This window comes from Prosthecobacter sp. Pr1 (assembly GCF_057652315.1).
Genome location: NZ_JBYFBS010000007.1, coordinates 84,921 through 110,605 on the forward strand (window position 1 = coordinate 84,921; position 25,685 = coordinate 110,605).

General features: G+C 58.4%; 20 protein-coding genes and 14 tRNA genes. 7 read left to right on the top strand and 27 right to left on the bottom strand.

Annotated elements, in window-relative coordinates:
- Positions 1–64: 64 nt before the first annotated feature.
- The 3 genes from AC24GY_RS13700 to AC24GY_RS13710 are packed head-to-tail and all read left to right on the top strand — an operon-like array spanning position 65 to position 2,957.
- Complete coding sequence (locus tag AC24GY_RS13700) at positions 65–1,477, top strand: outer membrane protein assembly factor BamB family protein (RefSeq protein ID WP_487683835.1); 1,413 nt, start codon at positions 65–67, stop codon at positions 1,475–1,477.
- Positions 1,478–1,533: 56 nt separating this feature from the next.
- On the top strand, positions 1,534–2,124 hold the full coding sequence (locus tag AC24GY_RS13705) for a 3-keto-alpha-glucoside-1,2-lyase-like domain-containing protein (RefSeq protein WP_487683838.1): 591 nt from the start codon (positions 1,534–1,536) through the stop codon (positions 2,122–2,124).
- A 53-nt stretch (positions 2,125–2,177) separates the two neighbouring features.
- Positions 2,178–2,957: a cyclic nucleotide-binding domain-containing protein gene (locus AC24GY_RS13710; RefSeq protein ID WP_487683842.1), complete on the top strand. Its 780-nt coding sequence runs from the start codon at positions 2,178–2,180 to the stop codon at positions 2,955–2,957.
- On the opposite strand, the gene AC24GY_RS13715 is transcribed toward AC24GY_RS13710, so the two are convergent.
- Positions 2,935–4,335, bottom strand: a complete 1,401-nt coding sequence (locus AC24GY_RS13715) for an enolase C-terminal domain-like protein (RefSeq protein ID WP_487683845.1) — start codon at positions 4,333–4,335, stop codon at positions 2,935–2,937. The genes AC24GY_RS13710 and AC24GY_RS13715 overlap by 23 nt on opposite strands.
- A gap of 105 nt (positions 4,336–4,440) precedes the next feature.
- Here AC24GY_RS13715 and AC24GY_RS13720 point away from each other — a divergent pair, with 105 nt between their 5' ends.
- Positions 4,441–5,199, top strand: a complete 759-nt coding sequence (locus AC24GY_RS13720; protein WP_487683848.1) for an amidohydrolase family protein — start codon at positions 4,441–4,443, stop codon at positions 5,197–5,199.
- Between the two features lie 2 nt (positions 5,200–5,201).
- On the opposite strand, the gene AC24GY_RS13725 is transcribed toward AC24GY_RS13720, so the two are convergent.
- The gene (locus AC24GY_RS13725; RefSeq protein ID WP_487683851.1) at positions 5,202–5,552 is read right to left on the bottom strand and encodes a DUF4339 domain-containing protein; all 351 of its coding nucleotides are present in this window, start codon (positions 5,550–5,552) and stop codon (positions 5,202–5,204) included.
- A gap of 91 nt (positions 5,553–5,643) precedes the next feature.
- Here AC24GY_RS13725 and AC24GY_RS13730 point away from each other — a divergent pair, with 91 nt between their 5' ends.
- A complete protein-coding gene (locus AC24GY_RS13730) occupies positions 5,644–6,471 on the top strand; it encodes an amidohydrolase family protein (protein ID WP_487683854.1) in 828 nt (275 codons plus the stop codon).
- Here the strand turns inward: AC24GY_RS13730 and AC24GY_RS13735 are convergent.
- The 3 genes from AC24GY_RS13735 to AC24GY_RS13745 are packed head-to-tail and all read right to left on the bottom strand — an operon-like array spanning position 6,438 to position 10,122.
- Positions 6,438–7,730 (bottom strand): glycosyltransferase family 87 protein, encoded by a 1,293-nt coding sequence (locus AC24GY_RS13735; RefSeq protein ID WP_487683857.1) that lies wholly within the window; start codon positions 7,728–7,730, stop codon positions 6,438–6,440. The genes AC24GY_RS13730 and AC24GY_RS13735 overlap by 34 nt on opposite strands.
- A complete protein-coding gene (locus tag AC24GY_RS13740; protein ID WP_487683860.1) occupies positions 7,727–8,731 on the bottom strand; it encodes a hypothetical protein in 1,005 nt (334 codons plus the stop codon). The genes AC24GY_RS13735 and AC24GY_RS13740 overlap by 4 nt, the downstream gene beginning before the upstream one ends.
- On the bottom strand, positions 8,728–10,122 hold the full coding sequence (locus AC24GY_RS13745; protein ID WP_487683863.1) for an FAD-dependent oxidoreductase: 1,395 nt from the start codon (positions 10,120–10,122) through the stop codon (positions 8,728–8,730). Before AC24GY_RS13745 ends, AC24GY_RS13740 begins: the two co-directional genes overlap by 4 nt.
- A 174-nt stretch (positions 10,123–10,296) precedes the next feature.
- Here AC24GY_RS13745 and AC24GY_RS13750 point away from each other — a divergent pair, with 174 nt between their 5' ends.
- The gene (locus AC24GY_RS13750; protein ID WP_487683866.1) at positions 10,297–11,214 is read left to right on the top strand and encodes a sugar phosphate isomerase/epimerase family protein; all 918 of its coding nucleotides are present in this window, start codon (positions 10,297–10,299) and stop codon (positions 11,212–11,214) included.
- Positions 11,215–11,295: 81 nt separating this feature from the next.
- Here the strand turns inward: AC24GY_RS13750 and AC24GY_RS13755 are convergent, their stop codons facing one another.
- From AC24GY_RS13755 to AC24GY_RS13840, 18 genes are all read right to left on the bottom strand, one after another.
- The gene (locus AC24GY_RS13755; protein ID WP_422320106.1) at positions 11,296–11,901 is read right to left on the bottom strand and encodes an HNH endonuclease; all 606 of its coding nucleotides are present in this window, start codon (positions 11,899–11,901) and stop codon (positions 11,296–11,298) included.
- Positions 11,902–12,067: 166 nt separating this feature from the next.
- On the bottom strand, positions 12,068–12,652 hold the full coding sequence (locus tag AC24GY_RS13760) for an HNH endonuclease (protein ID WP_422320107.1): 585 nt from the start codon (positions 12,650–12,652) through the stop codon (positions 12,068–12,070).
- Positions 12,653–12,673: 21 nt separating this feature from the next.
- Complete coding sequence (locus AC24GY_RS13765; RefSeq protein ID WP_487683870.1) at positions 12,674–14,092, bottom strand: RtcB family protein; 1,419 nt, start codon at positions 14,090–14,092, stop codon at positions 12,674–12,676.
- A 131-nt stretch (positions 14,093–14,223) separates the two neighbouring features.
- Positions 14,224–15,000 carry a nucleotidyltransferase domain-containing protein gene (locus AC24GY_RS13770; RefSeq protein ID WP_487683873.1) on the bottom strand — a complete coding sequence of 259 codons (777 nt, stop codon included), beginning with the start codon at positions 14,998–15,000 and terminating at the stop codon, positions 14,224–14,226.
- A gap of 83 nt (positions 15,001–15,083) precedes the next feature.
- Positions 15,084–16,511 (bottom strand): TROVE domain-containing protein, encoded by a 1,428-nt coding sequence (locus AC24GY_RS13775; RefSeq protein ID WP_487683877.1) that lies wholly within the window; start codon positions 16,509–16,511, stop codon positions 15,084–15,086.
- Positions 16,512–17,151: 640 nt separating this feature from the next.
- Positions 17,152–17,964, bottom strand: coding sequence for a hypothetical protein (locus tag AC24GY_RS13780; RefSeq protein WP_487683880.1), 813 nt, complete (start codon positions 17,962–17,964; stop codon positions 17,152–17,154).
- A gap of 203 nt (positions 17,965–18,167) precedes the next feature.
- Positions 18,168–18,231: transfer RNA gene (locus tag AC24GY_RS13785), tRNA-Gln, on the bottom strand.
- 39 nt (positions 18,232–18,270) lie between these two features.
- Entirely contained in the window at positions 18,271–18,837 is a 567-nt protein-coding gene (locus AC24GY_RS13790) for a GNAT family N-acetyltransferase (protein ID WP_487683883.1), read from the bottom strand.
- 148 nt (positions 18,838–18,985) lie between these two features.
- Positions 18,986–19,061: transfer RNA gene (locus AC24GY_RS13795), tRNA-Leu, on the bottom strand.
- 909 nt (positions 19,062–19,970) lie between these two features.
- Positions 19,971–20,047 (bottom strand) — tRNA-Glu (locus tag AC24GY_RS13800).
- A 115-nt stretch (positions 20,048–20,162) separates the two neighbouring features.
- Positions 20,163–20,235: transfer RNA gene (locus AC24GY_RS13805), tRNA-Leu, on the bottom strand.
- A 6-nt stretch (positions 20,236–20,241) separates the two neighbouring features.
- Positions 20,242–20,317, bottom strand: a tRNA-Arg gene (locus AC24GY_RS13810).
- 7 nt (positions 20,318–20,324) lie between these two features.
- Positions 20,325–20,400 (bottom strand) — tRNA-Arg (locus AC24GY_RS13815).
- A 7-nt stretch (positions 20,401–20,407) separates the two neighbouring features.
- Positions 20,408–20,482, bottom strand: a tRNA-Leu gene (locus tag AC24GY_RS13820).
- 7 nt (positions 20,483–20,489) lie between these two features.
- Positions 20,490–20,565 (bottom strand) — tRNA-Gln (locus tag AC24GY_RS13825).
- 75 nt (positions 20,566–20,640) lie between these two features.
- A tRNA-Met gene (locus AC24GY_RS13830) sits at positions 20,641–20,779 on the bottom strand.
- A gap of 269 nt (positions 20,780–21,048) precedes the next feature.
- Positions 21,049–21,124 (bottom strand) — tRNA-Thr (locus tag AC24GY_RS13835).
- 147 nt (positions 21,125–21,271) lie between these two features.
- A tRNA-Gly gene (locus tag AC24GY_RS13840) sits at positions 21,272–21,402 on the bottom strand.
- A 258-nt stretch (positions 21,403–21,660) separates the two neighbouring features.
- Here AC24GY_RS13840 and AC24GY_RS13845 point away from each other — a divergent pair.
- Entirely contained in the window at positions 21,661–22,845 is a 1,185-nt protein-coding gene (locus AC24GY_RS13845; RefSeq protein WP_487683886.1) for an MFS transporter, read from the top strand.
- A gap of 250 nt (positions 22,846–23,095) precedes the next feature.
- Here the strand turns inward: AC24GY_RS13845 and AC24GY_RS13850 are convergent.
- From AC24GY_RS13850 to AC24GY_RS13865, 4 genes are all read right to left on the bottom strand, one after another.
- Positions 23,096–23,169 (bottom strand) — tRNA-Asn (locus AC24GY_RS13850).
- Between the two features lie 91 nt (positions 23,170–23,260).
- Positions 23,261–23,337: transfer RNA gene (locus AC24GY_RS13855), tRNA-Asp, on the bottom strand.
- A gap of 389 nt (positions 23,338–23,726) precedes the next feature.
- Positions 23,727–23,801, bottom strand: a tRNA-Trp gene (locus AC24GY_RS13860).
- 919 nt (positions 23,802–24,720) lie between these two features.
- Complete coding sequence (locus AC24GY_RS13865; RefSeq protein ID WP_487683889.1) at positions 24,721–25,653, bottom strand: metal ABC transporter substrate-binding protein; 933 nt, start codon at positions 25,651–25,653, stop codon at positions 24,721–24,723.
- Between the last annotated feature and the right edge of the window lie 32 nt (positions 25,654–25,685).

The window sequence follows — 25,685 nt, forward strand, 5'->3', positions numbered from 1 at the left end:
CAGTCTGTGCTAAAACCGGGGGCTCGTTGCCCGTTTGAAAGGGGCCGCTCATTCACACCCATCCATGAAGATCACCACCACCGCTCTGTTCTTACTTTGCCTGACCCTCGGGGCCAGCGCTGAAATCCGCATCTGGAAGGACGCCTCAGGTGCCCACGAAATCAAAGCCGAACTCGTCAGTGTCGCCGGCGGAAAAGTCACCCTGAAGCGTGAAAACGGCACCTTGCTCACTCTGGCGGTCGCCTCTCTCAGCAAAGCAGATCAGGCTCTCCTCGGTGGAGGTGCCTCCAGCAGCGCTGGCGGCGCTCCAGGCGACTGGCCGCAGTGGCGCGGCCCGGGCCGTGACGATGTCTCCAAGGAAACGGGGCTGCTCAAAAAGTGGCCTGCAGGTGGCCCGAAGCGGCTGTGGGTGAACGAAGAAGCCGGGCTCGGCTATTCCGGTTTCGCAGTCGTCGGCGGCAAGCTTTACACCATGGGTTTGTACGATGCTGAGGAAAAGCTCATCTGCATCGACACCGCCACCGGCAAGAAGCTGTGGGAAACCGCCGTCGGCCCGATTCTCAAAAACGGCTGGGGAGATGGACCACGTGCCACCCCATCAGTCGCCAACGGCATGGTCTATGCCACAGGTGGCAATGGTGACATCATTTGTGCCGATGCTGCATCCGGCAAAAAAATCTGGGAAAAAAGCCTCCAAAAAGATCTCGGCGGCAAACTTCAGGGCTGGGGCTACACCGAATCTCCGCTGGTGGATGGTGATCTCGTCATTGTGACTCCAGGCGGCTCCAAAGGCGCTGTCGCCGCCTTGGATGCCAAGACCGGCAAAGTCGCATGGCAGACCACCGACGTGACAGAGAATGCCCAATATTCCTCTGTCATCCCCATCACCCAGGGTGGTGAGCGCGAATACGTGCAACTGCTCATGAACAGCATCCTCGGCATCTCCAAATCGGGCAAGGTGCTGTGGAAGACCGAATTCCCCGGCAAAACCGCCGTGATTCCAACCCCCATCTACAGCGACGGCCAGGTGTATGTGGCCGCTGGTTACGGCGTCGGCTGCAAGTCGGTCAAAATCGACGGCAGCACCGTCACCGAATTGTATTCCAACACCAACATGGTCAATCACCACGGCGGGGTGATACTCATCGACGGCCTGCTCTACGGCCATTCCGACAAGGGCGGCTGGACCTGCCAGGATTTCAAAACCGGGGACATCGTCTGGCAGGACAAGGGCATCGGTAAAGGCGCCGTGACCAGCGCAGATGGCAAGCTCTACTGCCTCTCGGAAGACTCCGGCACGGTCGCCTTGGTGGAAGCCTCTAAAAAAGGCTGGCAGGAGATCAGCAGCTTCAAACTCGAAGCCACCTCCTCTCAGCGTAATCCCAAGGGCAAGATCTGGACGCATCCCGTCATCAGCAACGGCAAGCTTTACCTGCGTGACCAGGAGTTCATCTCCTGCTACGATGTGAAAGGCTGATGCACAGTTTCATCAAATCTCTCGGAGGCAGGGCCGCATGGCTCTGCCTCTTTTTTATGCTCACGCACTGCGGTCCGGCGCCCCGCAGCGAGTGGAAGCTGCTCTCTGAGGAGTTTGCACCTGCCTGGAAAGCCTCCGGCATGCCCGAAGAAGGCAAAGTTTTGATCCACGACGGCGAGATCACCTTGCGGCCCGGCCAGCCAATGACCGGCGTACGTTTTGATGCCTGGATGTCCGCCAACCTGCCGCTCACACGCTATGCCATCGATTACGAGGCCATGCGCGTGGAGGGGAATGACTTCTTCGGTACCGTGACCTTTCCGGTCAATGATGCTCATGTCTCGCTAGTCGTCGGCGGATGGGGAGGCACGCTCGTCGGCATCTCCAGCATCGATGAAATGGACGCCAGCGAGAACAGCACCCACGGCAACGGCTACTTTGAAAACAACCGCTGGCACAAGGTGCGCATCGAGGTGCGCGATGATGAACTGCGGGCCTGGATCAATGACAAGCTCTTCGTCAATATCAGCACCAAAGGCCACAGGCTCGGCCTGCGTACCGGTGACATTGAAAAATGCGTCCCCTTCGGCTTCTCCAGCTATGCCACACAGTCGCGCATTCGTGGCGTGCTGATTCGGCGCCTCTAAACTATCCGACCTGAGGCTTGACCTTGCATAGCCACCCCATATCCTCCGCAATCATGGCAACCGAGCACTTTCAACGAGGTCAGGTCATTTTTCGTGAAAACGACAAATCGAAGGAGGCCTACTTCATCGTTAGTGGGCTGGTCGAGATCTCCATCAACACCGCTCACGGGGTCCAGTCACTCGCCCAGATCGGCCCGGGTGAAATCTTCGGTGAGATGGGCATGATCATGGACCGCCCGCGCTCCGCCACCGCCACCGCGCTGGAAAACACCACGCTTGAGACCATTGCTGAAGAAGAGTTTGAACAGCAGATCATCCAGCGCTCCGACCGCCTGCATGTGTATCTCGCCACGTTGTTTGAGCGCATCCGCAGGACCGATCTGCTGCTGACCACCACCACCAATGTCACCGTGCCACTGGTGACCAAACCCAAGCCAGCCAAGGAGCCCGTCTTCCGCGTGAAAATCCGGTCGCATTACGATGAAACCGGTTTCGATCATCCTCCGGTGGAAAAAACGATCACCAAGCTCCCCTTCCGCATCGGTCGCACTTACTTTGACACCGCAGTGTCATCCCTTGCCCGCAACGATATCTCCATTGAAGAGCATCATCCGTATCAGCTCTCGCGCAATCATTGCGAGATCGATTTCGAGCATGGTCATTTCGTCCTGCGTGATCGCGGCAGCAAGCTCGGCTCCTGGGTGAATGGCGAGCACGTCAGCGTTGATGCGGGCTGCATCACCAGTCTGCTGAAAACCGGCGAAAACAAAATCATCTTCGGCAACGCCGACAGCCCGCACCGCTACACGATCACGATTGAGGAGCTGCCGTAAGCACGCGCTTCACTTCGTCTGCACGATAGCCAAATCCCGGGCCGCTGAGCGTGCTCAGGTCCACGATGCCATTGCGCCGCTGGAACAGGCCGGGGTGAATCTCCTGCTCCGGCAGTGACGCGTCGGGATAGAACTGCATCGCATTGCACTCCACGCCCTGAATCGTTCCTGCATGGGCGGCCAGCCGCACGTGCGGAATCATCGCCAGCATCGGATTCGTCAGATCCTGCACCATCAGCGGCATGCCATGTGCCTTGGCCCAGCACAGGCTCAGCAAAGCGCCAGTCTGGGTTTTGCAGGTCTTCAAGGCCACACCAGACCAGCCGAGGCGGCGCCCCAGGCGCACAAACTCCCAGTCATGCGCGCTTTCGTCCAGGAACAACGGCTTGCGCGCCGAGACGCTGCGCACGTCGATTTGATGCGCTTCAAGATCATACGGGAAGGGCTGCTCCACATACAAGGTGCGGGCAAAAATTTCTGGTTCATCACGCAGCAACCGGTCAAGGATGTCATTCACATACCCAGGCTCCTTGACGGTGCAGTTGAAGTCAGCGCTGAGCCACTGGACGCCCCCGGCGAAACCAATGCGGCCGATGCGCTGCATACGCTCAAAATCCCACGCTGCATCCGTGCCGCGCAGCTTGACCTTGAGGCATTTCAAGCCATCGCGCTTGATCCAGTCTGCCAGCAACAGTGGATGCTCGTCTTTCGGCTCCGTGCCGTTCAAATCCGCTGCCTCCAGCGCATCCACACCGCCCACGAGATGCCACACCGGCAGTTGCTTCGGCGCATCCATCACGAGGTAATCCTGCGGATAGCGTCCCTTGAAATCAATGCCGCTGCCTTCTTCAGGTGTGATGAACGCAGACAAATCCCGGCTCATGAACTCCGCGTTGTAGGTGGAGTAGATGTCACGGTTGTGCAGCACGCCATACGCATCATGCACGGCGATGTCGAAGGCGCTGAACGCCACGAGCGAGCCTAGGTAGGGCATCTCATCCCCGCCTGCAGCAGCGTTGGCTTCCTTCAGGGTGGCCGCCAGCGGGCCGTGCATGAAGTCCTGGCCGATCTCCATTGGGTGGCCGGTAAAACCGCTTTCAACGAGGCGCTTGGCCAGCAGTGTGGAAAAATCCTGCATCCGCTGCGCACGCACCGCCACGCTCAGGCTGCTGGGCCAGACCCATGACACGCTGAGCGGCGTTTCGCCCCAGCCCTGCGCCGTTTTGCCACTGCGGTCCGCCACCGTCACGCGCACCCGCAGGCAGACGGCGCTGGTCACTGTTTCCGGGCCAAACTTCAGCGGCACACGCATCGTGACAGGCAGAAAGAAAACTTCGGCGGCGGTGACTCGGACGTCAGTGGGTTTGGTGGTGGGCATGAGTTCAAAATGAAGCGCCTCAGCAAGCTCGCAAAGAAAACATTGCCGTGGCGATCTGCTTCCGCTTCATTCCTCTCCATGCGCATTTGGGATCTGCACTGCCACATGTCCGGTGTCCCCGGCCTCACCCCGGAGGAACGCCTCAAGGCGCTGCTCGTTTATGCCGACCGCATGGGCATCGAGCGGCTGTGCGTTTACATGGGCTTGAAATGGTCGCAGGATCCCTCCCCGGCCGATCTGGTGCAGCAGAACAATGAAGTGTTGCGCGCCATCGCAAAATTCCCTGATCGGGCCTTTGGATTTGTCTATCTCAGCGCCAAGCATCCTGAGGAAAGCCTCGCGGAGCTGGAACGCTGCGTGGCCAACGGCCCGATGGTGGGCGTGAAGCTTTGGGTGGCTGAAAGATGCCACGTGGCCGCCATCGATTCGATCATCCGCCGCGCCGCTGAACTGAAAGCCGTCATTTTCCAGCACACCTGGTTCAAAACCACCTCCAACTACCCCGGTGAATCGACTCCGGACGATCTCGTCGCGCTGGCAAAACGCTTTCCTGATGTCCCCATCATCTGCGGCCACACGGGCGGCACTTGGGAGCTGGGCATTCGTGCCATTCGCGCCCAAACCAATCTCTATGCCGATCTTGCCGGCTCAGATCCCACGGCAGGCTTCACGGAGATGGCGGTGCGTGAGCTCGGCGCCGAGCGCGTCATTTACGGCAGCGACTGCGGCGGGCGCAGCTTCGCCAGCCAGCTTGCAAAAGTTCACGGCGCGCAGCTCAGCGATGCCGACAAACAAAAAATCTTCTGCGACAATCTGCGCAACCTCATGCTGCCCATCCTGCGGGCCAAAGGCATCAAAGCGTGAGCTCAGTCCTTCTTTTTGCCGAATCCAAAGAGACGCCTCAGGAACCCACCGCCTGATTTGGTCTCGGCGGCCTCAGTGTTCGGGGCGTTCGGTCCGGCCAGCCTGCGGACCCCTGAGTCCGATTTTTCTTCAGCAGGCTTTTTGGCCGCCACAGGCGCAGGTCGGCCTGCCGGGGTCGGCAACGATGCCGCCCACCAGGCAGGCGCCAGCGCGGCCACCGTCTGCCAGGCTTCCAGTCCCGCATGCCAGATCAGAGAATCCGAAGACAGCTTTTTGGCACGGACCAGCTCGGTCATCGCCTGGTCATCCATCGGACCCTCGGCTGCGCCTGCGTTGTTGTAGTACCAGTTCATCTTGATGTGTCGTTAGGCTACCTTCACATCAAAACAGCGCAAGGCAGGAGGAAATGCTTTTCACAGCCCCCGAATCGTTCAAACTACCGGCATGAATCGCCGGAATTTCATGCTGACCTCCAGCGCCATGCTTGCAGCCACATCCCTGCGCGCGGTGGATGAGACGAAAAAACTAACCGACTGCCACGTCTATCTGGGCTCCCATCCGTTTCGGCAGCTTGGTGCTGAAAATGCCAAGGAATTCATTCAACGTCTGAACCTGCGCGGCGTGACGGAGGCCTGGACCGGTGCCTTTGAAGGCCTGCTGCGGCGTGATGTGGCCAATGTGAACCGAGAGCTCGCCAAAGCCTGCCAAAACTCCATTCTCCGCCCCTGCGGCACCATCAATCTCTCCCTCCCAAACTGGCAGGATGACGTCAAACGCTGCGCTGAAGATCACGACATGCGCGTGATTCGCCTGCATCCGAACTATCATGGCTACGACTTGCAAGCCCCGGCCTTTCGCCAGCTGCTCCCCCTCGCTGCCAAGCACCGTCTGCTGGTGCAATTGGTGATCCAGATGGAGAATGAACGCACTCAGAACCCGCAGGTGCGTGTGGCACCGGTCGATCTCAAGCCGCTCTCAGGCATCCTGCAGGAAATCAAGGAATCGCGTATCATGCTGCTCAATGCCAACGCCACCATGCTGCTTCACGATTTGCAGGAATGCCCGAACGTGTGGATCGATTTCGCGATGATCGAAGGCGTGGGCGGCGTGGAAAACCTGCTCAAAACCTGGCCTCTGGAGCGGCTCGTGTTCGGCTCATTCGCCCCAGTGTTCTACTGGGAGTCCGCCCGCCTGAAAATGCAGGAGTCTGCGCTTGATCCAGCGCAAACACAGGCAGTTCAAGAGCGCAATGCAGCCGCCTTGCTGAGCTGAGCAGCAGATCGTTCACCGGCTAACAGCAGCCTGCCAAGGTCAACCGCCAGAGCGGCGATAACCAGATTGAACACAATTCGTAACGCCTGCAGAACCTGCTCCGACACGCCGAGATCATCCACTCCACTGGGCACATAGCAAAGATAGAGAACCCAAGTGATGAGACGAGATCGCTGGAACCATGACAGCGAAGGGTGGGCGGGAGAGCAGGCGATCCACAGCACTGGCAGGCCATACATGTGGGAAAAAATTCGCGAGCTGACCGCCAGGAGGGACAGCAGGAGCAACACCGCCGTCCATCGAATCAAGTTGTGGCGGTCAGTTTTTTTTCTGCGCAGCCAAAGCCACAGGAGCCCGCCCAGCATCAACAACAGGAGCATGGATCCAGAGAGCTGAGCCGGAACAGCAAGATTCGGAAACATCTCGTTCCATGAGCGAAACGGCATCCAGACCGTCAGCAGGCTGTTGCTGTTAAAGACCCTCGTGTTGCCGCTGAGGACATCCGCGAAAATCGTGATCGGATTCGCGTTGATGATGCGGCATAGAACCAAATGCACTCCAGCGTGAATGCCCCCTCCGACCAGCAGGCAGCGCCAGCGCCATTGCATGATGAAGAAAAACAGCACCAAGGGCCAGATCAGCGCATATTTAAACACCCCAAAGGCGAGCAGCACCCCGGCCAGCAGGGGCCGCCGGGCGCAGTCGGCACGAAATGCAGCCAGGGTGAGCGCCATTGAGAAAATGGACGCCTGCCCCATGGCAAGACAGCTCCAGAATGGAATGCCACAGATCCAGAGACAGGTCATCAGCATCTGATCCCCATTGCATGGGCCGCCCGCTGCCATCATCCAGCGCATGGTGCAAACAAGCAGCACCAATGCCCCCAGGTTGATGAGGAGCCACAATGTTTTGACTGCATTGAAAGGCAGCCTGGCCATCAGCAGAACTGGCAGCAGGGTCGATGGAAAGTAATCTGCGCCTACAAGCTGGCCCGCGCCAAGCAAGCTCGCGGTGCGCAGATTGAGGTCTTTGGAGGCGTCGAGTTGATAAATATTCTCCCCCATCAGGAGCATGCGCACCTCATTGTGACGCAGCAGAAGATCCTGTGAACCGGACAACGCGTTTCGCACATTCCCATCAAAGCCCCGGGGTTCACTCAGGGCAAAGAATGCTCCCACACCCAAAAAAGCGGCGGCAAACAACACGGCGCCCACTCGAATGATCCGCATCAGCCAGGGTTGGAACAAAGAACGCTTCATGGTGAATGGGCGGAGGTGCGCCTGCGCATTAGGCTCAAATAGGCCCATGCCGAAAGCAAAGTCACATAAACAGAGTCCAGCAGATGTTCAAAATGGTGCGCTGCAGCAAGCTGCCACAGACCTGTCTGCCGCTGCGCCAGGGAGCCGATGTTCACCTCTCTCAGCCGCCAGACAATCCAAAGAGGGATCAGCGTGGCCAGGACAACCCAAGCCACCCCCAGCCGGATCATCCGCCAATTGACCACTGGCAGCCTGGATGAAGCGGCAAAGCGCAGATCAAGCAACAACAAGCAGGCCAGCGCCGGACAGAGCGTCAATAACCGGTGAGTTTCGATTTCTCGTGCCTGATGCGCGAGGTAGAGCGGATCTGTCAGCGCTCTGAGCGGCGATCCAAATCCCAGGGTGATCACGACAAAAGCCACCCCCAGGACCGCCAGCCAGCCGAGCGCTCTTCGATTCAAACCACCCGCATTTGTCAGCCCTCGGCTCACCAGCAGCATGCCCATGCAAAACAGGAAGCTGTCCACGATGTGCAGGAGATGGTAGCGCCAGTGGGAACCAAAATCGGCCAGTTCATCCCGTGTGCGATACTGGGCGAGTTCGGTCCAGGCTTCGTTCCGGTCATATTGCACCCAGGTGATGGTGATCGCAGTTGCTGCCATCAGGAGAGCGGCCAGACCAGCATGGCGGCATGCTTTTCTCGACTGTGCGGAGCTGTCCTGCTCCAGCGGCGAATGCAGCCCCGCCAGCATCCCCAGCGCCATGGCGATCAAGGTGTTCACTGGCAGTTCACGCACGAAATGCCTAAAATAGAAAATCGTTTCCGTGAGCGTGTAACGACCATTCTCATGCACCACGACTGGAAATACATTCCAAACCCCATGATGCAGTGCCAGCAGTACATAGGACCCCAGCAAAACGGCAGCAGGACACCCCAGCAGAATCATCCAGATCCAGTGAGCCTGCCGGGTCGTCCGAGTTTCAAGAGCGCTGGCCTTCATAACTTATGCTGCGCCTGCACCAATGCAGCCACCACATCATGCCCGGCACGCAGCATGTCATGCGTGTGAGTGTAGCGGAATTCTCCGTTGCGGCCCAGAATGGTGAGATTTTCAAACCGGGAAAGCGCATCCATAATCCGTTGCACCCGCTCCCGGATGCCTTCTTCGAGAACCGGGTAGGCTGCGGGAAGACGCTTCACGCAGCCCCCCAGCACTTCGTCCTCTCGAAACCACCCGCAGACTTTGAGCTTGTCCGCCACGAGACGGACCAGTTCGGCGTCATCCTGCCGCCACACCTCATCGGCTGCATTGCACGGAATTTCGACCGCCAGCATGGTCTGGCCAGCAGGTGCCATGGCAGCACTGCGGTTCCGAGGTTCATAGACGCGCGTCATGGGGAAATCCGGATCGGAGAAATACACTGATCCCACCTTCGTGACGGAAGGCTTGTTCAAATACAGGGCCACCAGTACGACATTGCGAAATTTGAGTCCCGCGACGTCATCTCGGATTGAGGCTGGCAGCCCAGAAGCAAGGAGACTGGCCATCAGCGGTAGCGGCAGGGTGCTGATGATTCGCTCCACCGGGACGGTTTCTTCGCCGTTGATTTGCAGCGAGAGAATGCGCCTGCCATCATGCTGCATGCCGGTGACGCGCGCGTTGGCCCGCAGGCGCTCCCGCCCGCAGGAGGCGGCCAGTCCTTCCGTGATCATGCCAAAGCCGTGACGAGGATAATAAAAATGGCCGTCGAGGTGCGCAGATTTGGCGCTCCTGCCACGAAACGCCTCCAGCAGAAATGTGCGCAAATCCAAGCCCTGCAAACGCTTGCCGGAAACGGAAGGACAAAGCCGCGAACAGGGCAACCCCCACAGCTTGGCAGAGTAACGCAACAAAAAACGATCCGCGATGTCACGGCCATAAGCCCGGATCGCCTGCATCTCAAATGACTGCGATGCGCTGCGTCGCGACATCCTCGCAGAAATAAAAGCACCCAATGCCCGCACGCTGGCAGGCACGCCCAGCGCACGAATCAGATTCAACGGCGACAGCGGAAAATCGACAAAATTCCCATCGTGATAAATCTGGCTCGGAATGTTGCATTCAAGCAAATCATCTCCGAGCAGAGCTTTGACTTCCTGCGTCATGGCCTTGTCCCGGTCATGCAGCCGGTGCGCCCCTGAATCAAAACGAAATCCGTTTTCAACAAAGGTCGTCGCATTGCCGCCAAAACGGGATGAAGCCTCCATGAGTTGAAATTCGAGTCCTGCTTTGCGCGCAAAGTGCCCCAAGGCAAGCCCCGCCGGACCGCCACCAAGGATCATCAGTCTGGGGTGCTGGCCGGAAACGCTGTTGGCTATGTGATGTTCAGAGCCAGAGATTGATTCGGCCATTTTTCAGGTATGACGCCCCCCCGCGCAAGTTCAAGAAAAGACTCCTCCCCTGTCGAGAATAACGGCTGGCCCCACTTGCCCTCCCTCAGCCGGTCATTTTTTGTCAAAGCCAAACCTTGCGCTCCAGCCCTCTGCATCCATCAATCCTATCTACCGTATCCCCATCCCCCGACCATGATCAAACTCACCGGCATCGCAGACGAAGCAGGCGCATCTTTGGATGTGCAAATCCAGGCCCACCAGGAACTCGGCTGGGACAGCATCGAGTCACGCATCGTCGAATTCGACGGAGTGAAGGGCAACCTGCATGAGATTCCCGAAGCCACCTTCGACAAGGTCGTGGCACGCCTGGCTGAGAAAAACATGAAGGTCAGCGGCTTCGGCTCCCTCATCGGCAACTGGGCCAAAAAAATCACCGACGACTTCAGCATCACCGAGGCAGAGATCGGCCGTGCCATCCCGCGCATGCAGCGCCTCGGCGCCAAGCTGATCCGCGTCATGAGCTACGCCGTCTGCAAGGACGAGGCCGGCAAGGATCTGGAGGAGCAGTTTGCCCCCGAGCGTATCAAGCGCATGAACGAAGTGAACAAACGCTTCGCCGATGCCGGCCTCACCGTCGTGCATGAAAACTGCATGAACTGGGGCGGCATGAGCCCCACCTACGTGAAGCGCATGGCCGAAGCCGTTCCCGGCATGAAGTGGGTCTTTGACACCGGCAACCCCGTCTTCATCGACGACCGCGACAAGCCCGGCCACAAGCAGGACGCCTGGGAGATGTACCAGGCCGTGAAGCCCTTCATGGCCCATGTGCACGTCAAAGATGGCATCTGGGACAAAACGAAGAACGATGCCATCTACACCTTTCCCGGCGAAGGCGAAGGCCAGACCGAACGCATCATGAAAGACTTGGTAGATACAGGCTACAATGGCTACATCAGCATCGAGCCGCACGTGGCCGTCGTCTTCCACGGCGCAGGTGCTGCGGATGAACTCTCCCCTGAGCAGAAGGCCAAGGAGCAGTACGACAGCTACATCAAATACGGCCGCATGCTGGAAGCGATGCTGAAGAAGGTGGGCGCCAAGCTGAGCTGAGTCAGAGCTTCACACTCGAAATTCGTCAAAGGGGCAGGAGGCGCTCAATGAGCTGCTCCTGCCCTTTTGGCTGTTCAGCCCTTAAACCTCAAACACGCCAGTCCCGCCTGCGAGAAACATCTCCCAGTCGCGCACGCGGTGGTGGTTCTTGATGAGGTGCGTCACGGGAATCTCGCGTGGCACTACGGGACGCCGCAGGAGTTTCAGACCCGCCTCCTCGGGCAGTTTGTTCCCCTTGCGGCTGTTCACCCGGCGGTCGGCCAGCACACAGTTTTCCCAGTTGCTCGCGCCACCACGGGAGACAGGAACGATGTGATCAATGTTGCCCTCATGCGGACGCAGCTTGCGGCCCGTGTACTGGCACATGCCGCCATCGCGCTCCCAGATCGCCTTCGCACAAAATTTGGGACGGCGCTTGGGCACCTTGTCAAAGCGGGCCAGCACCAGAACGGACGGCACACGCACGCGACCATGTACGGTGCCTATGCTGTTGTCGCCTTCGCGTACTTCCAGCTTCAGCCAGTCATCCCAGGTCACAGGACGCATGTCACCCGCGGCTTGGATATCGAGTGCGGTCGCATTGCCCGCCGCCATCATGCTGAAGGACTCAATGGGCGTTTTAGAGTCGATGGCCTGCCAGTGCCGATTCAGCACCAGTACGGTCGTTTTGGTCAACGTTTCATTCATGCACAGCTCCTAAGTTGGAATTTCGGCACGAAGGAACTCACACTCGCGGTGATCGTTCCTTGATGTTGGACCCCTATGCTGGCGAGTCTTGGCCGTTTGCCAAGTGCCAAGATCGTTTCCGCGCCCAAATAGGCAAAATGCCGCCGGGTTGCCCCGGCGGCACAGGTCATTTGGCCAGAAACATCTCCCAGTCGCGCACCTGGTGCGTGTTGCGGATCAGGTGGGTGACGGGCAGTTCCCGGGGCACGGCAGGTTTTCGCAGCAGCTTCAGGCCGGCCTCTTCAGGCAGCTTGCTGCCTTTGCGGCTGTTGACGCGCTTGTCGGCAAGGACGCAGTTTTCCCAGGAGGTGGGCCCGCCACGGGACAGCGGCACGACGTGGTCGATGTTCCCTTCATGAGGACGCAGCTTGCGGCCGGTGTACTGGCACAGGCCACCATCGCGTTCCCAGATGGCGCGCACGCCGAACTTGGGCCGCTTCTTCGGCACTCTGTCATACCGGGCCAGCACCAGCACGGAAGGCACACGCACCGGACCATTCACGGTGCCGATGGCGTTGTCGCCATCACGCACCGGGAGGCCCAGCCATTCCTTCCATGTCACCGGACGAATGTTTCCGTCCGCTTCGATGTCGAGCGCTGTGGCAGCTCCGGTGGCGATCATGCTGAAGGCCTCCAGCGGCGTTTTCACGGCGATGGCCTGCCAGTTGCGGTTGAGCACCAGGACGGTGGATTTGGTGAGGAGGTCTTTCATACCTTTCTTGAACTTCATTTTTTAATCTTCTGCTTTCTCTCCAGCCGGACACATCTTGACGATGCGTGGCTCAAACTTGCCGAGGACTTCGACAAGATCCTGCTGCGCGGCCATGACGCTGTGGATGTCCTTGTAAACACCCGGCACTTCATCAAGACCGGCGCTGAGCAGCTCGACACCTGCGGCGGCAAGCTGTCTCTTCACATTTCCCCAGGCGAAGCTCTGCAGCGCCTGGCTGCGGCTCATCACACGACCTGCGCCGTGAGAGGCGCTGTGGAGTGACTCGGGCTTCCCCTTGCCACGCACCACAAAGCCGGGCGTCGCCATCGAGCCCGGGATCACTCCCAGCACGCCTGCTCCTGCAGGTGTGGCACCTTTGCGGTGCACGATGACTTCGCGCGATTCGCCGTTCACCACATGCGTTTCCTTCCAGGCAAAGTTGTGGTGGTTCTCGATGTCAAGCATGACATGGGCCCCAACCTTCTTCGCAATGTGCTTGTGAATGAGCGCATGATTCGCCTCGGCGTAACGACCCATGAGATTCATGGCCGCCCAGTATTCCTGTCCGGCCTCTTCCTCAAAGGTGAGCCACGAGAGGTGCTTCATCTCGTTGGGCAAATCGTAGCGACGATCCATGGCGATGCGGCTGTAGTGCTGGCACACCTGCGCCCCTGCACCGCGTGAACCGCTGTGAGTAAGCAGCGCGATGTACTCGCCCGGCTTGATGTCGAAGCCCGACTCCTTCAACGCGACGGCATCATCTGCCGACACACTGAATGAACCAAACTCCACGAAGTGATTCCCCGAACCGCTGGTGCCAAGCTGCGCCCACGCCTTGTCTTTGTGACGACGCGTGATCGGAGACACGCTCCAGTCCTCGTCCATCACATCGTGCTGACGGCGCTGCTTGAACTCACAGCCCATGCCAAAGCGGGTTTCACTTTCGATGATGTTCGCCAGTCGGTCCTTCTGCCCCGCAATGGTGCTGGCCTTGCGGTCATAAACCGTGAGACGCATGCGGCACGCGATGTCCACACCGACAGCATAAGGAATCACACAATCCTCCGTCGCCAGCACGCCACCAATCGGCAGGCCGTAACCTGAATGAGCATCCGGCATGAGTGCCCCCGCCACGGCGACTGGCAGCGCACAGGCGTTCGCCAGCTGCTGCACCGCACTCGCATCGAGTCCGACGCCCCATTGATGCCAGGGCGCAATTTGATCGCGCTGCTTGTAGGCAGGCGCATAGAGATCACGAGCGAAGGCCTCCCGCAAAGGATCGCCCAGGAATGATTCCGGCTTGGAGATGATGGCGCCAAGCTCTTCCTCCAGGCGCGCGGACTCGCCGCCTTGGGAGATGAAATTCGCAATGAATTCCATGCCAGACTTGAGCGCTGCGCCCTGTGGCACGCCAAGGCGTGTGAGTTCTTGAGTTTGCATGATGAGATAGAATGAGATGTTGAAAAGCGGGCACGGCCCTCCCGGCAGCGGTGTTCGTTCTTGGAGTTTGGGAATTGCAGCCCGGGAGGAATTGGAATCCTCCCAGGCTGCCGGCTTTGCAGGAATGATGGCTAGTTCTTCAAAGCATAACGCCGGAAGAAGAGGTCGAGTTCATCTAGGTCACCCATGGTATCCTCAGGATCGTTCAGCGCCTTGAGCCTCTGCAGTTCCGTGACGATGAATCGCGAGAGCGTTCCATCCGGAGCGGACTTGCTGAGTTCATCTCCCGCGCGCTTGCGGACCAGAAGAGCCTCCAGAGCCAGCCGGACTTCGTGATCATCAAGCACGGCATCCACCAGTTCCTGAAAGAGCATGGGCACCTGACCCAGCGAACGCTCGATCCAGCGGCAAGCGAGCAGCGGCCGGAGGACGTAGAGATACTTTTTCAGGCTCACCTGATCCCTGCCCTCCAGATAGCTTTTCCAGTTGCCGGAGGCCATGTGCAGGTAGTGTGCAAAGCAGCGGCGCGGCGAATAAAACATCCCGGCCAGTTCCTCGAACTCACGGGTGAAGTCCGGATCACGATGGTACACCATCGGTGACTTCATCCATTCAAGGAGCGGCGGATTGCTCTTCCGCAGCAGGCGCAGCGCCTTGCGCAGTTCCCAGCCGCTCACGTCGAGTTCATCGCAGAGCGGTTCCTCGATCACATCGCGCCGGCTCTCGATGGAGAGATACCATTCACGACGGTGCACGTACAGAAAGCGCACATCGTAGTCGCTGTCCTGGGACGCAAAACCCCAGGCACGGCTGCCGCTTTCGCAGGCATAAAGCACCCGGACATCTTGTTCGGTTTCGAGACGGTTGAGCGCATTGCGGACGCGCTGAGAGACTTCATTGTTTTGCATGGTGAACCTCCTTTTCCAGGGAGTGGTAAAATGAAAGGCCCGCCGCTCGGAATGGGCGGCGGGCCGTGTGTGTGTTGTTAATGTTATAGCTCCACGGCTTCGATCATTCGGATCAGTGCGCCTGGGTCGGAATCCAGCAGCTTCAGAGTCTCCAGCGTTTTGTCGCTGAAGCCCGCAAGGCAGCAAACCTGGCGCTCTGGGAACTGCAGGGAGCCGTAGCCGTTCAGGTCAAAGCTGAACACTTTCGGATCGCAGCGGTGGCGCTCCTTCCAGCGGCGGAATGTCTCCTCGGGTGCGTGGTGTCCCACCCAGCCCTGCATGTCAGAGAGGATGATGACACGGTCATACGCCCGGTCTGCGCACTGGAAGATGGAGTGGAAGTCGGTTCCCGCAGACTGCGCCTGGCCTTGCAGCCATTGGGCCAGCGAGAGCGTGCTGTCGCGCTTGTTAAGCGTGACGTATTTGGCGCTGTCGCTGAAGAGAATGACATCGGCGTCATTCGCCTTCAGCAGCGTGGCGGCAAAGAGCGAACCGATCTGCAGCGGGCGCCCCATCATGGAGCCGGAGCCATCCAGCGCGACAAGCGTGCGACCTTCAAAAGAAGGCACGTTGGCGAGCGAGATGTCCACGGCATCGCTAAGGGCGGCCAGGGCATCGGCTGCACGCGGCAGATTGCTGGCCTGCACGGCATCGAGCGCGGTCTGAAAGCGGAACGGCAGCACGAGCGATTTGCGGATGAGTTTTTCATCGCGCAGCATCGCCAGCGCCTCGTTCACAGCTTCAGGAGCCGACTCGAGCACATTGCGCAAGTTTCGCAGCAGGGCGAAGTAGCCCAGCTTCCGCGTGCGGATGAGCTCCGACCAAGCCTCGCGTTTCAGCGAGGCAAGATCATCGTCATTCTGCGCCGCAGCACCAGCCTGCGTGAGCTTGGTTTCCCAAGTTTCGGCAGCGGCCAGTGTGCCTTTGACGAGCTTGCCCAAAGCTTCCGTGGCAGGTGGGTGGACGAGATTCACGACATCGACCAGCGAAAGGTCGGCGCTGTCCTTGCGGTATTTCGCGAGCTGATACTCGTCGAAACGCGCGAGGGCGCGGCCAAGACCTTTCTTGAGCGAATTCGGAATCACTTTCCCATGCGCACCGCGGTAGCAGGCGAGGATCTCGATGGCGTCATCCGGGCGATGCACGACACGGTCATAAAACCGCGCCGTCCACGACTGCCCCTTCACGCTTTTGGCCAGCTCCGCCGCAGCGAGGTGGCTCACACTGCGCATGCCGGCGGATTTGCGGGCATAGAGCGCGGCCTTCGCCACAAAGCACTTGTCACTCTGGGCGGAGATCAGTTCCCGCAGGCGCTGCGCGGTGGCATCACCGCTGCGGTAGAACTCATCCTTGAGCATGGACGTGAGCATGATCGATGCGAGCTCCAGCTTGGGAGTCTCGGTGAAGGCCTCGCCACCCGCGAGGTTGAGCGTGTCAGCACGCGGGCGTTTCTTGAGGAAGTTGAATTTCATGGTGTTGGTTTGCTGGGTGGAATGCGGAGAAAGTTTGCCAGGGAAACGGCCCGTGATAAGCCGCCGGCGCTCTTGCGAGCACACCGGCTCCCGAAGTAACCCCGGCATCACTGCCGCATGGTGTTCTTGATTTTGGAAAATGGATTTGGGGAGGAAGGTGACTTGAGTGATCAGCCCCGGGCATGACCTGCCTAAGGCTGAAATGCTCTACCACAGAGCTATTGGCCCGCGTTGGCGGACAAAGCCGGATTCGAACCGGCGGCAGTTTCGTTATCAGCGAAGTAACTCCAGTCTCACTGCCCCAAAAAGGAATCGCGGAGAAAAGTAGACAGGCTCTAACTGAGAAAGCCGGGAATCGAACCCGGCGCCGGCTTTCACCGACCCCCAACTCATGGGCAATCGCACTTCAGTTTGGGTTTGGAGCGAAGAAATCCTGTCTTCACTGCCGCGAAATTGAAAAAGAGAATCTGAGGAGAAAACCGGCCAGGGCTTCACCCTGTTGCCAGGATGATGGGATTTGAACCCACGATATCCGGAGTATCCCCGGCCTTGCTGCCTCAGAGTCGTGTACTAAAAATGAAATGCGTGCGGCACACTTGCAGCATGCCGCACGCACAGGGATTGAACGTGTCGGATTGAATCAATCAAGGAAGGCCAGATTGCTGCGCGAAGGAGCACGGTGCTCCTCGTTCATCAAAACCTGGTGCCAGTCGTGAAGCACGATGGTGGCATGGTCGGCGTGACGAATCGAGCCCCGGGCATAAACACCGGGGTTTCGGCGCATCTGGCGCCATGGCCAGTTTTTCGCGGCAGGACGGCGCAGCAGCAGGTTGTCATACTGCTTCTGCGTGAGTCCGCGTGGATGCTGTTGGTGGACATAGACGACCTCGCCTCCGGTGCGGTAGAGCTGCTCCACGAGGTGCGGCTTGCTGCCGCCTCCGCGTGAGATAGGCTCGTGACGCAGGATGAGCTTGGGATCAACGACCAGTGGTTTTTCCACAGGCACAAAGAACCACTCCCCCTGCCTGCGGAAGGCCGCATTGTTCCGGGTGTTGGCCTGGCGGGCATTCAGGTTCTTGCGAGCCTGCGCCTCACGCACGGGAGCTGGTTTGAGCGCCTCCTTGGCCTGCACCACAGTGGATGCATTGCTGGGGACGGCGGCGACAAACCATTCGCGCTCATCGTGACCGCACAAAAAGCGGTCCTTGCGTTTGCTGTCCTCGTTTTTCACGAGGAGCAGCAGGTGGCGGTTCTCCTTCTGCTTGTGCAGCAGGGAGAACTCCACCTCCGCAAGGCTCACATCATCGCCACGAAGGGCGAAGAACTGTCCATGACGGTCATGTCCGATGTCGAGCGAGTATCCCGAAGAGGCGCCCCGGCTGCGAGCCGGAGCCTCCACACGAAGCCGTGCACCGATGGATTCAAACGCACGTTCGAGATGTTCGAGTTTCATAAAGGAATCATCGAATCATCATCCGTACGATCTGCCTGCGAGCAGGCACGCTGGACGGATGTGACAGCGATCTTCCAAACAAGGATGATGCCAGCGGGAAGATGCGCTGGCTAGCTGGGCTGGTGTTTCATGGGTTGTATTGGGTGAAGTTGAAAAGGATTGCGGAGGAAGGCGAACGAAGTGTTGAACAACCGGTTTCCCGGCCGTTCGGCAGGACTCGAACCTGCTGCCACTTGTGCAAAACAAGTGCTCTACCGATGAGCTACGAAGTAACTCCGTTCTCACTGCCGCAAAGGGATGTGGCGGTTACTCATCGCGAACCAGAGCATAGAGCTTTCCGTCGTAAAACTGACCATCGCGGTGGTAGGCAAGGCGCATCAGGGAAGCCTCCACGAGGAAGCCATTCTTCTCCAGCACGCGGCCGGAACCTGTATTCGGCGCAAAGATGGGGGCGGTGATGCGGCGCACGCCAAACTCTCGAAAGCCACGCTCCACAACTGATTTGACCACCGCCGTCATGATGCCGCGGCCCCAGAAAGGTTTGGCCAGCCAGTAGCCGATCTCGGAGACGTGCTGCTTGCCAGCGCTGCCTGCCTGCAGTTCAATCGCGCCGATCATGCGCCCGGCGGATTCTCGGATGGCCCAGATCGTCTCGCGGCCATTCCGCTGCACGTCATCCGCAATGCATGCGATCCAATCATGCGCCATCTCCAAAGTGTACGGATAGGGAATGAGCAGGGTGTAACGGCTGACTTCGTGATATTGAAGATGCTCGGTGATGTCTGCGGAATCTGCCAACGTGATGGCGCTGAGATGAATTTCGGGTGTGATGGCAAAGCACATGTTGGGAATGAAAAAAAATGGATCGCCCATGAAGGTGCTGCCCCCTCGATTTCTGGATGTAAGCCAGACGTGATGCTGCTTCACCAACAGGCGTGGAAATGGTCGGTCCACAGGGACATGCACCCTGCTATGCCGGTTAAAAGCCGGCTGCTTCGCTGTCTAAGCTTTGGACCGTGAATGGTGCTCATGGCAGGATTCGCACCCGCACTGGCGACGTTCTCGACGTCGTGCCTCTGCTGTTGGGCTACATGAGCTTTGAAAATGGAGCGCAGCCTCGTCATGCAGGCTGCGCTTCTGAAATGGAATGCGAGGGCTGAGACTACACCTCGCGTGCTGCTCCGTTGGAGTCATTATCCAAGGGTTTGCGGCCCTTGGTTCGACTCGTATCGACCCCGCCGAGCGGGGTCGAACAGCATAGCTGCCTTTTTTAAAGTGTGGCGTATCACTTGTCGCGTGACGACTGTCGGCACTGCACCTACCACCGACCTTTCGGCCGTTCAGGGGAGCTACCCCTTGTGTGCGGATTCATACCGACATCTCCGGGCTTGCGGCCCTCGGATGCCTCCATTGCCCCATGGCTGGAGGATTGAGCTATTTCACTCGTCACGCCGGACACCTCTTTACGTTTTTCTGATTACGAGTCATACCTGCGACGATGTGGATGTCCTGCGGTTGTCGCCGCCTTTTGGGCTGCGAAATGCCGCACATCGTCTGCCTTTCACCTGTCGGTTACTCAACGGAGTCTCAAGACAACGTCCGTGTTTGCACACGTCCGCCACCTCTCGCTCTGCGCCATCACCCTTGCCGACAAGGCTCGGATGTTTTTTGGCACTACCCTTGGCTATATGGATCGCAGTCTGGTTGGTCGTGAGGCCGGCACCACCCGCTGCTCTCCGGCGGCTGATGTTCCCCGTTTCCGGGCATCTAAACCGCCGTTCGTTCCACGACGCACTGCTTTCCCAAAACGACCACGGCCTTGAGGGCCATGATCGCCCGCTTTTGCGGGAAGCCTGGGCTTGCATGGACTGTCCGTGATCCCTCACGGCGCGAAGGTTTTCAGGCACCTTCGCCTCTGACCGGCTCACGCCGGCTGTCGGAGCCATGCCCCCATCAGTTTCTGAGTTTCCCCACGGCACCGACGGCCCGTTGTTAAAAAATAAAATTGGCAACCCTGGCGGGATTTGAACCCGCAATAACCCGATAGAAAGTCGGGTGCCTTGGCCAGTTAGACGACAGGGTCTTTTGAAAATGGCAGAACGCCGAGGACATGCTCCTCATGCCACACGATGGCAGCACGATCTTGTTAGCAACAAGTCCCGGCACGCTGGTCCGGTTGGCGTTCCATGATGAAATAGTGCCCATGACAGGAGTTGCACCTGCACTGCGCCGCTTTTGAGACGGCTGTCTCTGCTGTTGGACTACATGGGCGTTAGCTGGCACTCCCGGAAGGACTTTCGCCTCCAGCCTCCGCGTTCGAAGCGCGGTGCTCTGTACATTGAGCTACGGGAGCATTGAGTTGGTGTCTCCGGCAGGATTCGCACCTGCGGCCTGCTGATTCGTAATCAGCCACTCTATCTACTGAGCTACGGAGACTTTGAAATGGTGCCCATGGCAGGACTCGCACCCGCACTGGACCGCTTCTGAGGCGGTTGTCTCTGCATTGGACTACATGGGCATGAAACTGGCAGCCTCGGGTGGGTTTGCACCACCAACCCTCCGCTTCAAAGGCGGATGCTCTGACTGTTGAGCTACAAGGCTAGGTTGGCATGGGCGTGGAGACAGCAGCACAGAATCATCTGTGTGCGTGTCATGCTCACTGCCCCATGCTTTAAATGGTCGGTCCGGCTGGAGCGCTGCGCGCGATAGCGCAATGATGAATGCGCAGCCTTGCTGCACAGGCTGCAAAGCAGCCAGTTGCACCAGCACCCTGCGGGTTATGAGCCCGACGCTCTGACTGTTAAGCTACAGACCAATGATGAAAATGGTCGGATACCCCGGTGCTGCCCCGGGCGTGTCTTGGTCCCAAACCAAGCGAGAACGGCTGGCTCTCTCGTATCCGATGAAAAGGTGGACGTGCGCCCCAGACTTGCACTGGGTAATGCGGTTTTGCGGACCGCTGACTCGGCTCTTTGTCTTGCGCACGAAATAAATAAAATGGTTCCCTCAGCCGGTTCTGCCCCGGCGCCGCTTCGTTCACAACGAAGAATGCTGCTGTTACACTATGAAGGGTGTGTGTTGAAATGGATCCTCCGGTGGGATTTGCGCCCACATGAACCTGTTTACGAAACAGGTGCCTTTCTGTGTCGGCCACGGAGGAGTCTGAAAATGGTGCGGTCAGCCGGAACGCCATGCGCGACAGCGCATGATTCAGAGCGAAGCCTGTTGGCGTGGCCGAAGGCATTCGCACCGGCGTTTCGGCCTTGGCATAGCCGTGTCCTGCTGCTGGACGATGATCACATAAAAATGGTGCGGCATGTCGGAACGCCATGCGCGATAGCGCAACATTAAGACGAAGTCATTTGGCGTAGCCGAAGGCAACTGCCCCGACGCGCCCTGTTTGGAAGACAGGCATGCTTGCTGTTACATCAATGCCGCAATGAAATGGCCGCTGGAGTTGGTAGCGCGCCAACCTCTGCGGATCTTCAATCCGCCGCTCATCTGTCTGAGCCATCCAGCGTATGTTAAAAAGGGTCCCTCGGCGTGGTGACGCTCCACGGTCTGCCGGTTATCGACCGGCTGCTCTGCTGTTGAGCTACAGAGGGATTGAAAAGGGTATGAGCCAGAAAGCCGGCACAACTGCACGCAAGGCGGCAGCGACAAACGAAGCTTCTGCACCAGACTACCGTCCGAAATATGCAGGCCTCCAACACTCGATCCTATACCCGCCGCCTTCTGCTGGTGACCGCCTATTTGGGCTTCATCAGCCTTGGGCTGCCGGACACGCTCATCGGCGTGGCCTGGCCTTCGGTGCGGGATTTTTTCGGACGGCAGCAGAGTGACATCGCGTGGATCTTCTTTGGTGCGGGAGCCAGCTATTTTGTTTCAGGTTTGCTCACGGGAAAACTCCTCAAGTCATTTGGCATCGGTCTTCTGCTGGGTGGCAGCAGCCTGCTGGTGGCGGCTAGTGCCTTGGGTTATTCGGCTGCGCCTGCATGGATCTTGTTTGCGGCCTGTGCGCTGCTGCATGGGCTAGGCTCCGGTGCCATTGATGCCGGGCTGAATCATTATGTGGCGAATCATTTTTCGCCACGGCACATGAACTGGCTGCATGCCTGCTACGGCATTGGTGCCACTCTGGGGCCGCTGATCATGACCTCCATGCTGGTCACACTGGGATCATGGCGGGCGGGTTATGCAACGGTCGGCGCCTTGCTCCTCATCTTAACAGGTCTGTTCGTTTACACTCGCAAGCTGTGGGACACTCCAGGCGAAACAACCGATACGTCTTCTGCAACAGAAGCCTCCGTGAGCATGCTCGGAGCCTTGAAACATGGCGGTGTCTGGGCGCATGCGCTGCTCTTTTTCATCTACACCGGTCTTGAAGTGACGGCAGGACAATGGAGCTTTACGCTGATGACCGAAGCACGCGGCATGACCAAAGAAACCGCCGGCATGTGGGTGACGATTTACTGGGCCAGCATTGCCACCGGTCGTGTGGTGTTTGGCTTCATCATTGAGTGGCTCGGCATCGACCTCCTCCTGCGCCTGAGCATGCTGGCAGCGGTCCTCGGCACCGCCTTATTTGCGGCAAACCTGCCTTTCTCAGCAGGAGCGCTGGCACTCACAGGTCTTGGACTGGCCTCCATTTATCCGTGTCTGATGACTCGCACGCCGCAGCGTCTTGGCAAAGCACATGCAGCCCATGCCATCGGCTTTCAAGTCAGCGCTGCCATGGTGGGTGCAGCAGCGCTGCCAAGCGCCTGCGGATGGCTGGCGCAATCTCGAGGACTAGAGGCCGTGACATTGGCTACCATAGCCATGGCGGTCTGCCTGCTGCTGGTTCATGAAGCGTTGCTGCGGTTTGATCGCAGGATTTAGCGGAATGGCGGAGCACCAGTGAATGGCTGGCGCGATAGCGCATCATTGGACGCTCGGAGGATTTGGCCAGGCCTCGGAAGAGGCAATCGCACTCTGGACGCCTTGATAGGGCGCAGCGGTTTTCGAGAACGTTTCCTCGTCTATGCCGGACGTGCTCCATTAAAAGGTGCCCACACCAGGACTTGCACCTGGAACCACGGCCGTTAGAAGCGGCGTATGCATGTTCTATTACACCTTGCGGGCATGAAACTGGCTCCTCAGGTTGGATTCGCACCAACACAGCCGCTTTAACAGAGCGGCATCCTGCTGTTAGATCACCGAGGATTCTGAAATGGTGGAGCCGGACGGTAACGCTCCGTCTCTTGCTGGGTGCAAGCCAGCCGTGCAGTCTTCTACACTACGGTCCCTTTGAAACTGGCGGTCCGTGCGGGCTTTGCTCCCGCGACCCTCCGCTCGACAAGCGGGCGCTCTACTGGACTGAGCTAACGGACCTTAATTGAAAATGGTGGAGCCGGACGGTAATGCTCCGTCACTTGCTGGGTGCCACCCAGCCGTGCAGTCTTCTACACTACGGTCCCATAAAATTGGACGCAGGGGATGGAGTTGCACCAACCAAGACAGGCTTATGAGACCCGTCAGAGCACTGGCTCTCCCTGCATTTGAAAAAGAAAAAATGAAAACACCCACGAAGGGCACGGGGCTGCCACGGTGGGCCGTTTGCGGCGTATGAAGTTGCTGCCGTGCGCCTCGTGTTTCGTGGGCATAAATGGAATGGTGCGGCGTCACGGTAATGCTCCGTGTGGTCTCTCGATGAGCTTTGGAGTTACAGTCCAGGTCGCCTCTTTAACGATCTACCGCCGCGTTCTTGATTTGGAATAAAATGGCACGGCGGGTGGGTATCGCGCCCACATCTTCGGGTTTTGGAGTCCCGTGCATTGCTTGTCTGCCACCGCCGTATTGCTTATTGTATTGGAAAATCCTTTCCGTTCTGCCATTCAAGGACACGGAGACAGCCTTGCCACTGTACACACTCTCCCAAGGTTACATCACTTGTTGCTGTGCTCCGCGCCCTTGAATGGCAGATCAGCCTCGTTGTGAGGTGATCTGCCATATAAAGAACGAACACCGCTGCCACGCACGGGATGGAGTGTTGGTCACTCCATCGCTGGCGTCGCACCCGCAGGTATTTCACGGCGGATGTTTCGGTGTTTATGGCACACCTCCCGGGGAAGCCGTTTCGTGATGTCAAAAATGGGCAATGAATTCCCACATTCCTCGTCTCGACGTAGGAATATTGCGTATTCGATGGCTGCTTCAGTTGACATTCGGGAGGAGGGTGCAAACCTATGTGAGGTCTTGCTCTTGCGTCTCTAAACGACTCCTCCGGGAGTCAGCTTGGCTGGCCTTGCCCCGGTGTCCGTTAGCGCGGATGCCGGGGTTTTTTTCGTGCTGTGGGGAAGCGGTCAAAGGACCGCAGGTTCATTCAATGTGTATGGAAAAGGGGTGTGTGGTTCGTTTCGTGGCCAAAAAAAAGCCCTGCTGCCTTGGAGTGGGCGAGCAGGGCTTCCTTGGGAAACTGGCCTTCGGGGGCCTAATGGGGTGTCAAAGCACCCTGCTCGCTATATCTCTTTGTTGGGAGACTCCAATCTTGTGCTGGATAGGCGGCCATAAAGCCATGATCCAATATCGCACACACGATCGCTCCCCGACGCTCGGTCAGCGCGGATGAGTTAAGATGTGTCTGGTTGGTTTTCATGGCTTGTTGTGAAGGTAACGAATGATGACACAGCCTTATTAGGCCGTCAACACGATAATCTATATTTTTCTTATTCGGTCGAGCTTCAGATGTTTTTTCACACCTAAAACTCCAGCACGTTACAGAAACGCCTTCTCCATCGCCTCCACATTCGCTTTCATCACGGTCATGAAATCACCGCTTGCAGGCACATTGCCACAGGGATCAAAGACAACGCTCTGCAGCCCCAGTGATGCAAGCTTGTCAACGTTGTCCTTGCTTGGCTCGCCTTCCCAGATCATCCACCGTGCGCGATGACCGGCAAGGACGCCATTGAGATCGCTGAGCGCTGTGGCATCCAGCGCAGTGTCGGGCTCCCAAAGGACTGACTTCAAGTTCAACCCATATCGACGTGCCAGATAGTGGTAGACCGGATGAGAGGCCACCAGCGGATACTGCACCAGGCGACGGCTGAGCGCACTCATGCGATCATCCAGAGATTCCAGCTCATCTTTCAGGGCCTCTGTGTTCTTGCTGATGGAGTCTTTGGCAGCGGGCACCAGTTTCGCCAGTGCATCACTGACCGCCTGTGCCTGCAGAGAGGCCTGTTTGAAATCAATCCAGGTGGTGAATGCGGTGCCATTGTGGCTGTGCTCCCCGCCCGGGCCATGGCTGTGCGTGGTGGCATCGCGCACTTCAATGAAATTGTTGGCAAAGGCGGCCGAGGTATCCACCACCTTCGACTCTGGCAGCGTGATTTTGTCAGCCCACTTGGAGTAGCCAGCACCATTCATGAGAATCAGATCGGCATTTTGAAATGCCGTGATGGCGGCCTCATCCGGCTGCCAGAAAGCAGGGTCTTCGTCTTTCGGTGCGAGGAAGCGCACCTCCACAGCATCTCCCGCGATGCGCTGTGCAAAATACTGCAGCGGGTAATTCGCCACCAACACCTGTGGCTTGCCGGATTTCGCGGCAGGCTGGGAAGCCGGGGTCTCAGCAGCTTTTTCCGCCGAGGGTTTGCAACCCGCCATGACAATGGCGAGGCAGGAGAAGAGAAGGGTGCGCTTTTTCATAAAGGGTTATGGCATCTGGTAGGGCATGGGAA

What these genes read in the sequence shown, in the direction of transcription:
- AC24GY_RS13715 (WP_487683845.1), bottom strand. Translation starts at nt 4,335, where the DNA reads ATGCCCACCACCAAACCCACTGACGTCCGAGTCACCGCCGCCGAAGTT.
- AC24GY_RS13735 (WP_487683857.1), bottom strand. Translation starts at nt 7,730, where the DNA reads ATGAAGCGTTCTTTGTTCCAACCCTGGCTGATGCGGATCATTCGAGTG.
- AC24GY_RS13745 (WP_487683863.1), bottom strand. Translation starts at nt 10,122, where the DNA reads ATGGCCGAATCAATCTCTGGCTCTGAACATCACATAGCCAACAGCGTT.
- AC24GY_RS13755 (WP_422320106.1), bottom strand. Translation starts at nt 11,901, where the DNA reads ATGAATGAAACGTTGACCAAAACGACCGTACTGGTGCTGAATCGGCAC.
- AC24GY_RS13740 (WP_487683860.1), bottom strand. Translation starts at nt 8,731, where the DNA reads ATGAAGGCCAGCGCTCTTGAAACTCGGACGACCCGGCAGGCTCACTGG.
- AC24GY_RS13750 (WP_487683866.1), top strand. Translation starts at nt 10,297, where the DNA reads ATGATCAAACTCACCGGCATCGCAGACGAAGCAGGCGCATCTTTGGAT.
- AC24GY_RS13710 (WP_487683842.1), top strand. Translation starts at nt 2,178, where the DNA reads ATGGCAACCGAGCACTTTCAACGAGGTCAGGTCATTTTTCGTGAAAAC.
- AC24GY_RS13865 (WP_487683889.1), bottom strand. Translation starts at nt 25,653, where the DNA reads ATGAAAAAGCGCACCCTTCTCTTCTCCTGCCTCGCCATTGTCATGGCG.
- AC24GY_RS13790 (WP_487683883.1), bottom strand. Translation starts at nt 18,837, where the DNA reads ATGGGCGATCCATTTTTTTTCATTCCCAACATGTGCTTTGCCATCACA.
- AC24GY_RS13725 (WP_487683851.1), bottom strand. Translation starts at nt 5,552, where the DNA reads ATGAACTGGTACTACAACAACGCAGGCGCAGCCGAGGGTCCGATGGAT.
- AC24GY_RS13765 (WP_487683870.1), bottom strand. Translation starts at nt 14,092, where the DNA reads ATGCAAACTCAAGAACTCACACGCCTTGGCGTGCCACAGGGCGCAGCG.
- AC24GY_RS13730 (WP_487683854.1), top strand. Translation starts at nt 5,644, where the DNA reads ATGAATCGCCGGAATTTCATGCTGACCTCCAGCGCCATGCTTGCAGCC.
- AC24GY_RS13770 (WP_487683873.1), bottom strand. Translation starts at nt 15,000, where the DNA reads ATGCAAAACAATGAAGTCTCTCAGCGCGTCCGCAATGCGCTCAACCGT.
- AC24GY_RS13780 (WP_487683880.1), bottom strand. Translation starts at nt 17,964, where the DNA reads ATGAAACTCGAACATCTCGAACGTGCGTTTGAATCCATCGGTGCACGG.
- AC24GY_RS13700 (WP_487683835.1), top strand. Translation starts at nt 65, where the DNA reads ATGAAGATCACCACCACCGCTCTGTTCTTACTTTGCCTGACCCTCGGG.
- AC24GY_RS13705 (WP_487683838.1), top strand. Translation starts at nt 1,534, where the DNA reads ATGCTCACGCACTGCGGTCCGGCGCCCCGCAGCGAGTGGAAGCTGCTC.
- AC24GY_RS13845 (WP_487683886.1), top strand. Translation starts at nt 21,661, where the DNA reads ATGCAGGCCTCCAACACTCGATCCTATACCCGCCGCCTTCTGCTGGTG.
- AC24GY_RS13775 (WP_487683877.1), bottom strand. Translation starts at nt 16,511, where the DNA reads ATGAAATTCAACTTCCTCAAGAAACGCCCGCGTGCTGACACGCTCAAC.
- AC24GY_RS13760 (WP_422320107.1), bottom strand. Translation starts at nt 12,652, where the DNA reads ATGAAAGACCTCCTCACCAAATCCACCGTCCTGGTGCTCAACCGCAAC.
- AC24GY_RS13720 (WP_487683848.1), top strand. Translation starts at nt 4,441, where the DNA reads ATGTCCGGTGTCCCCGGCCTCACCCCGGAGGAACGCCTCAAGGCGCTG.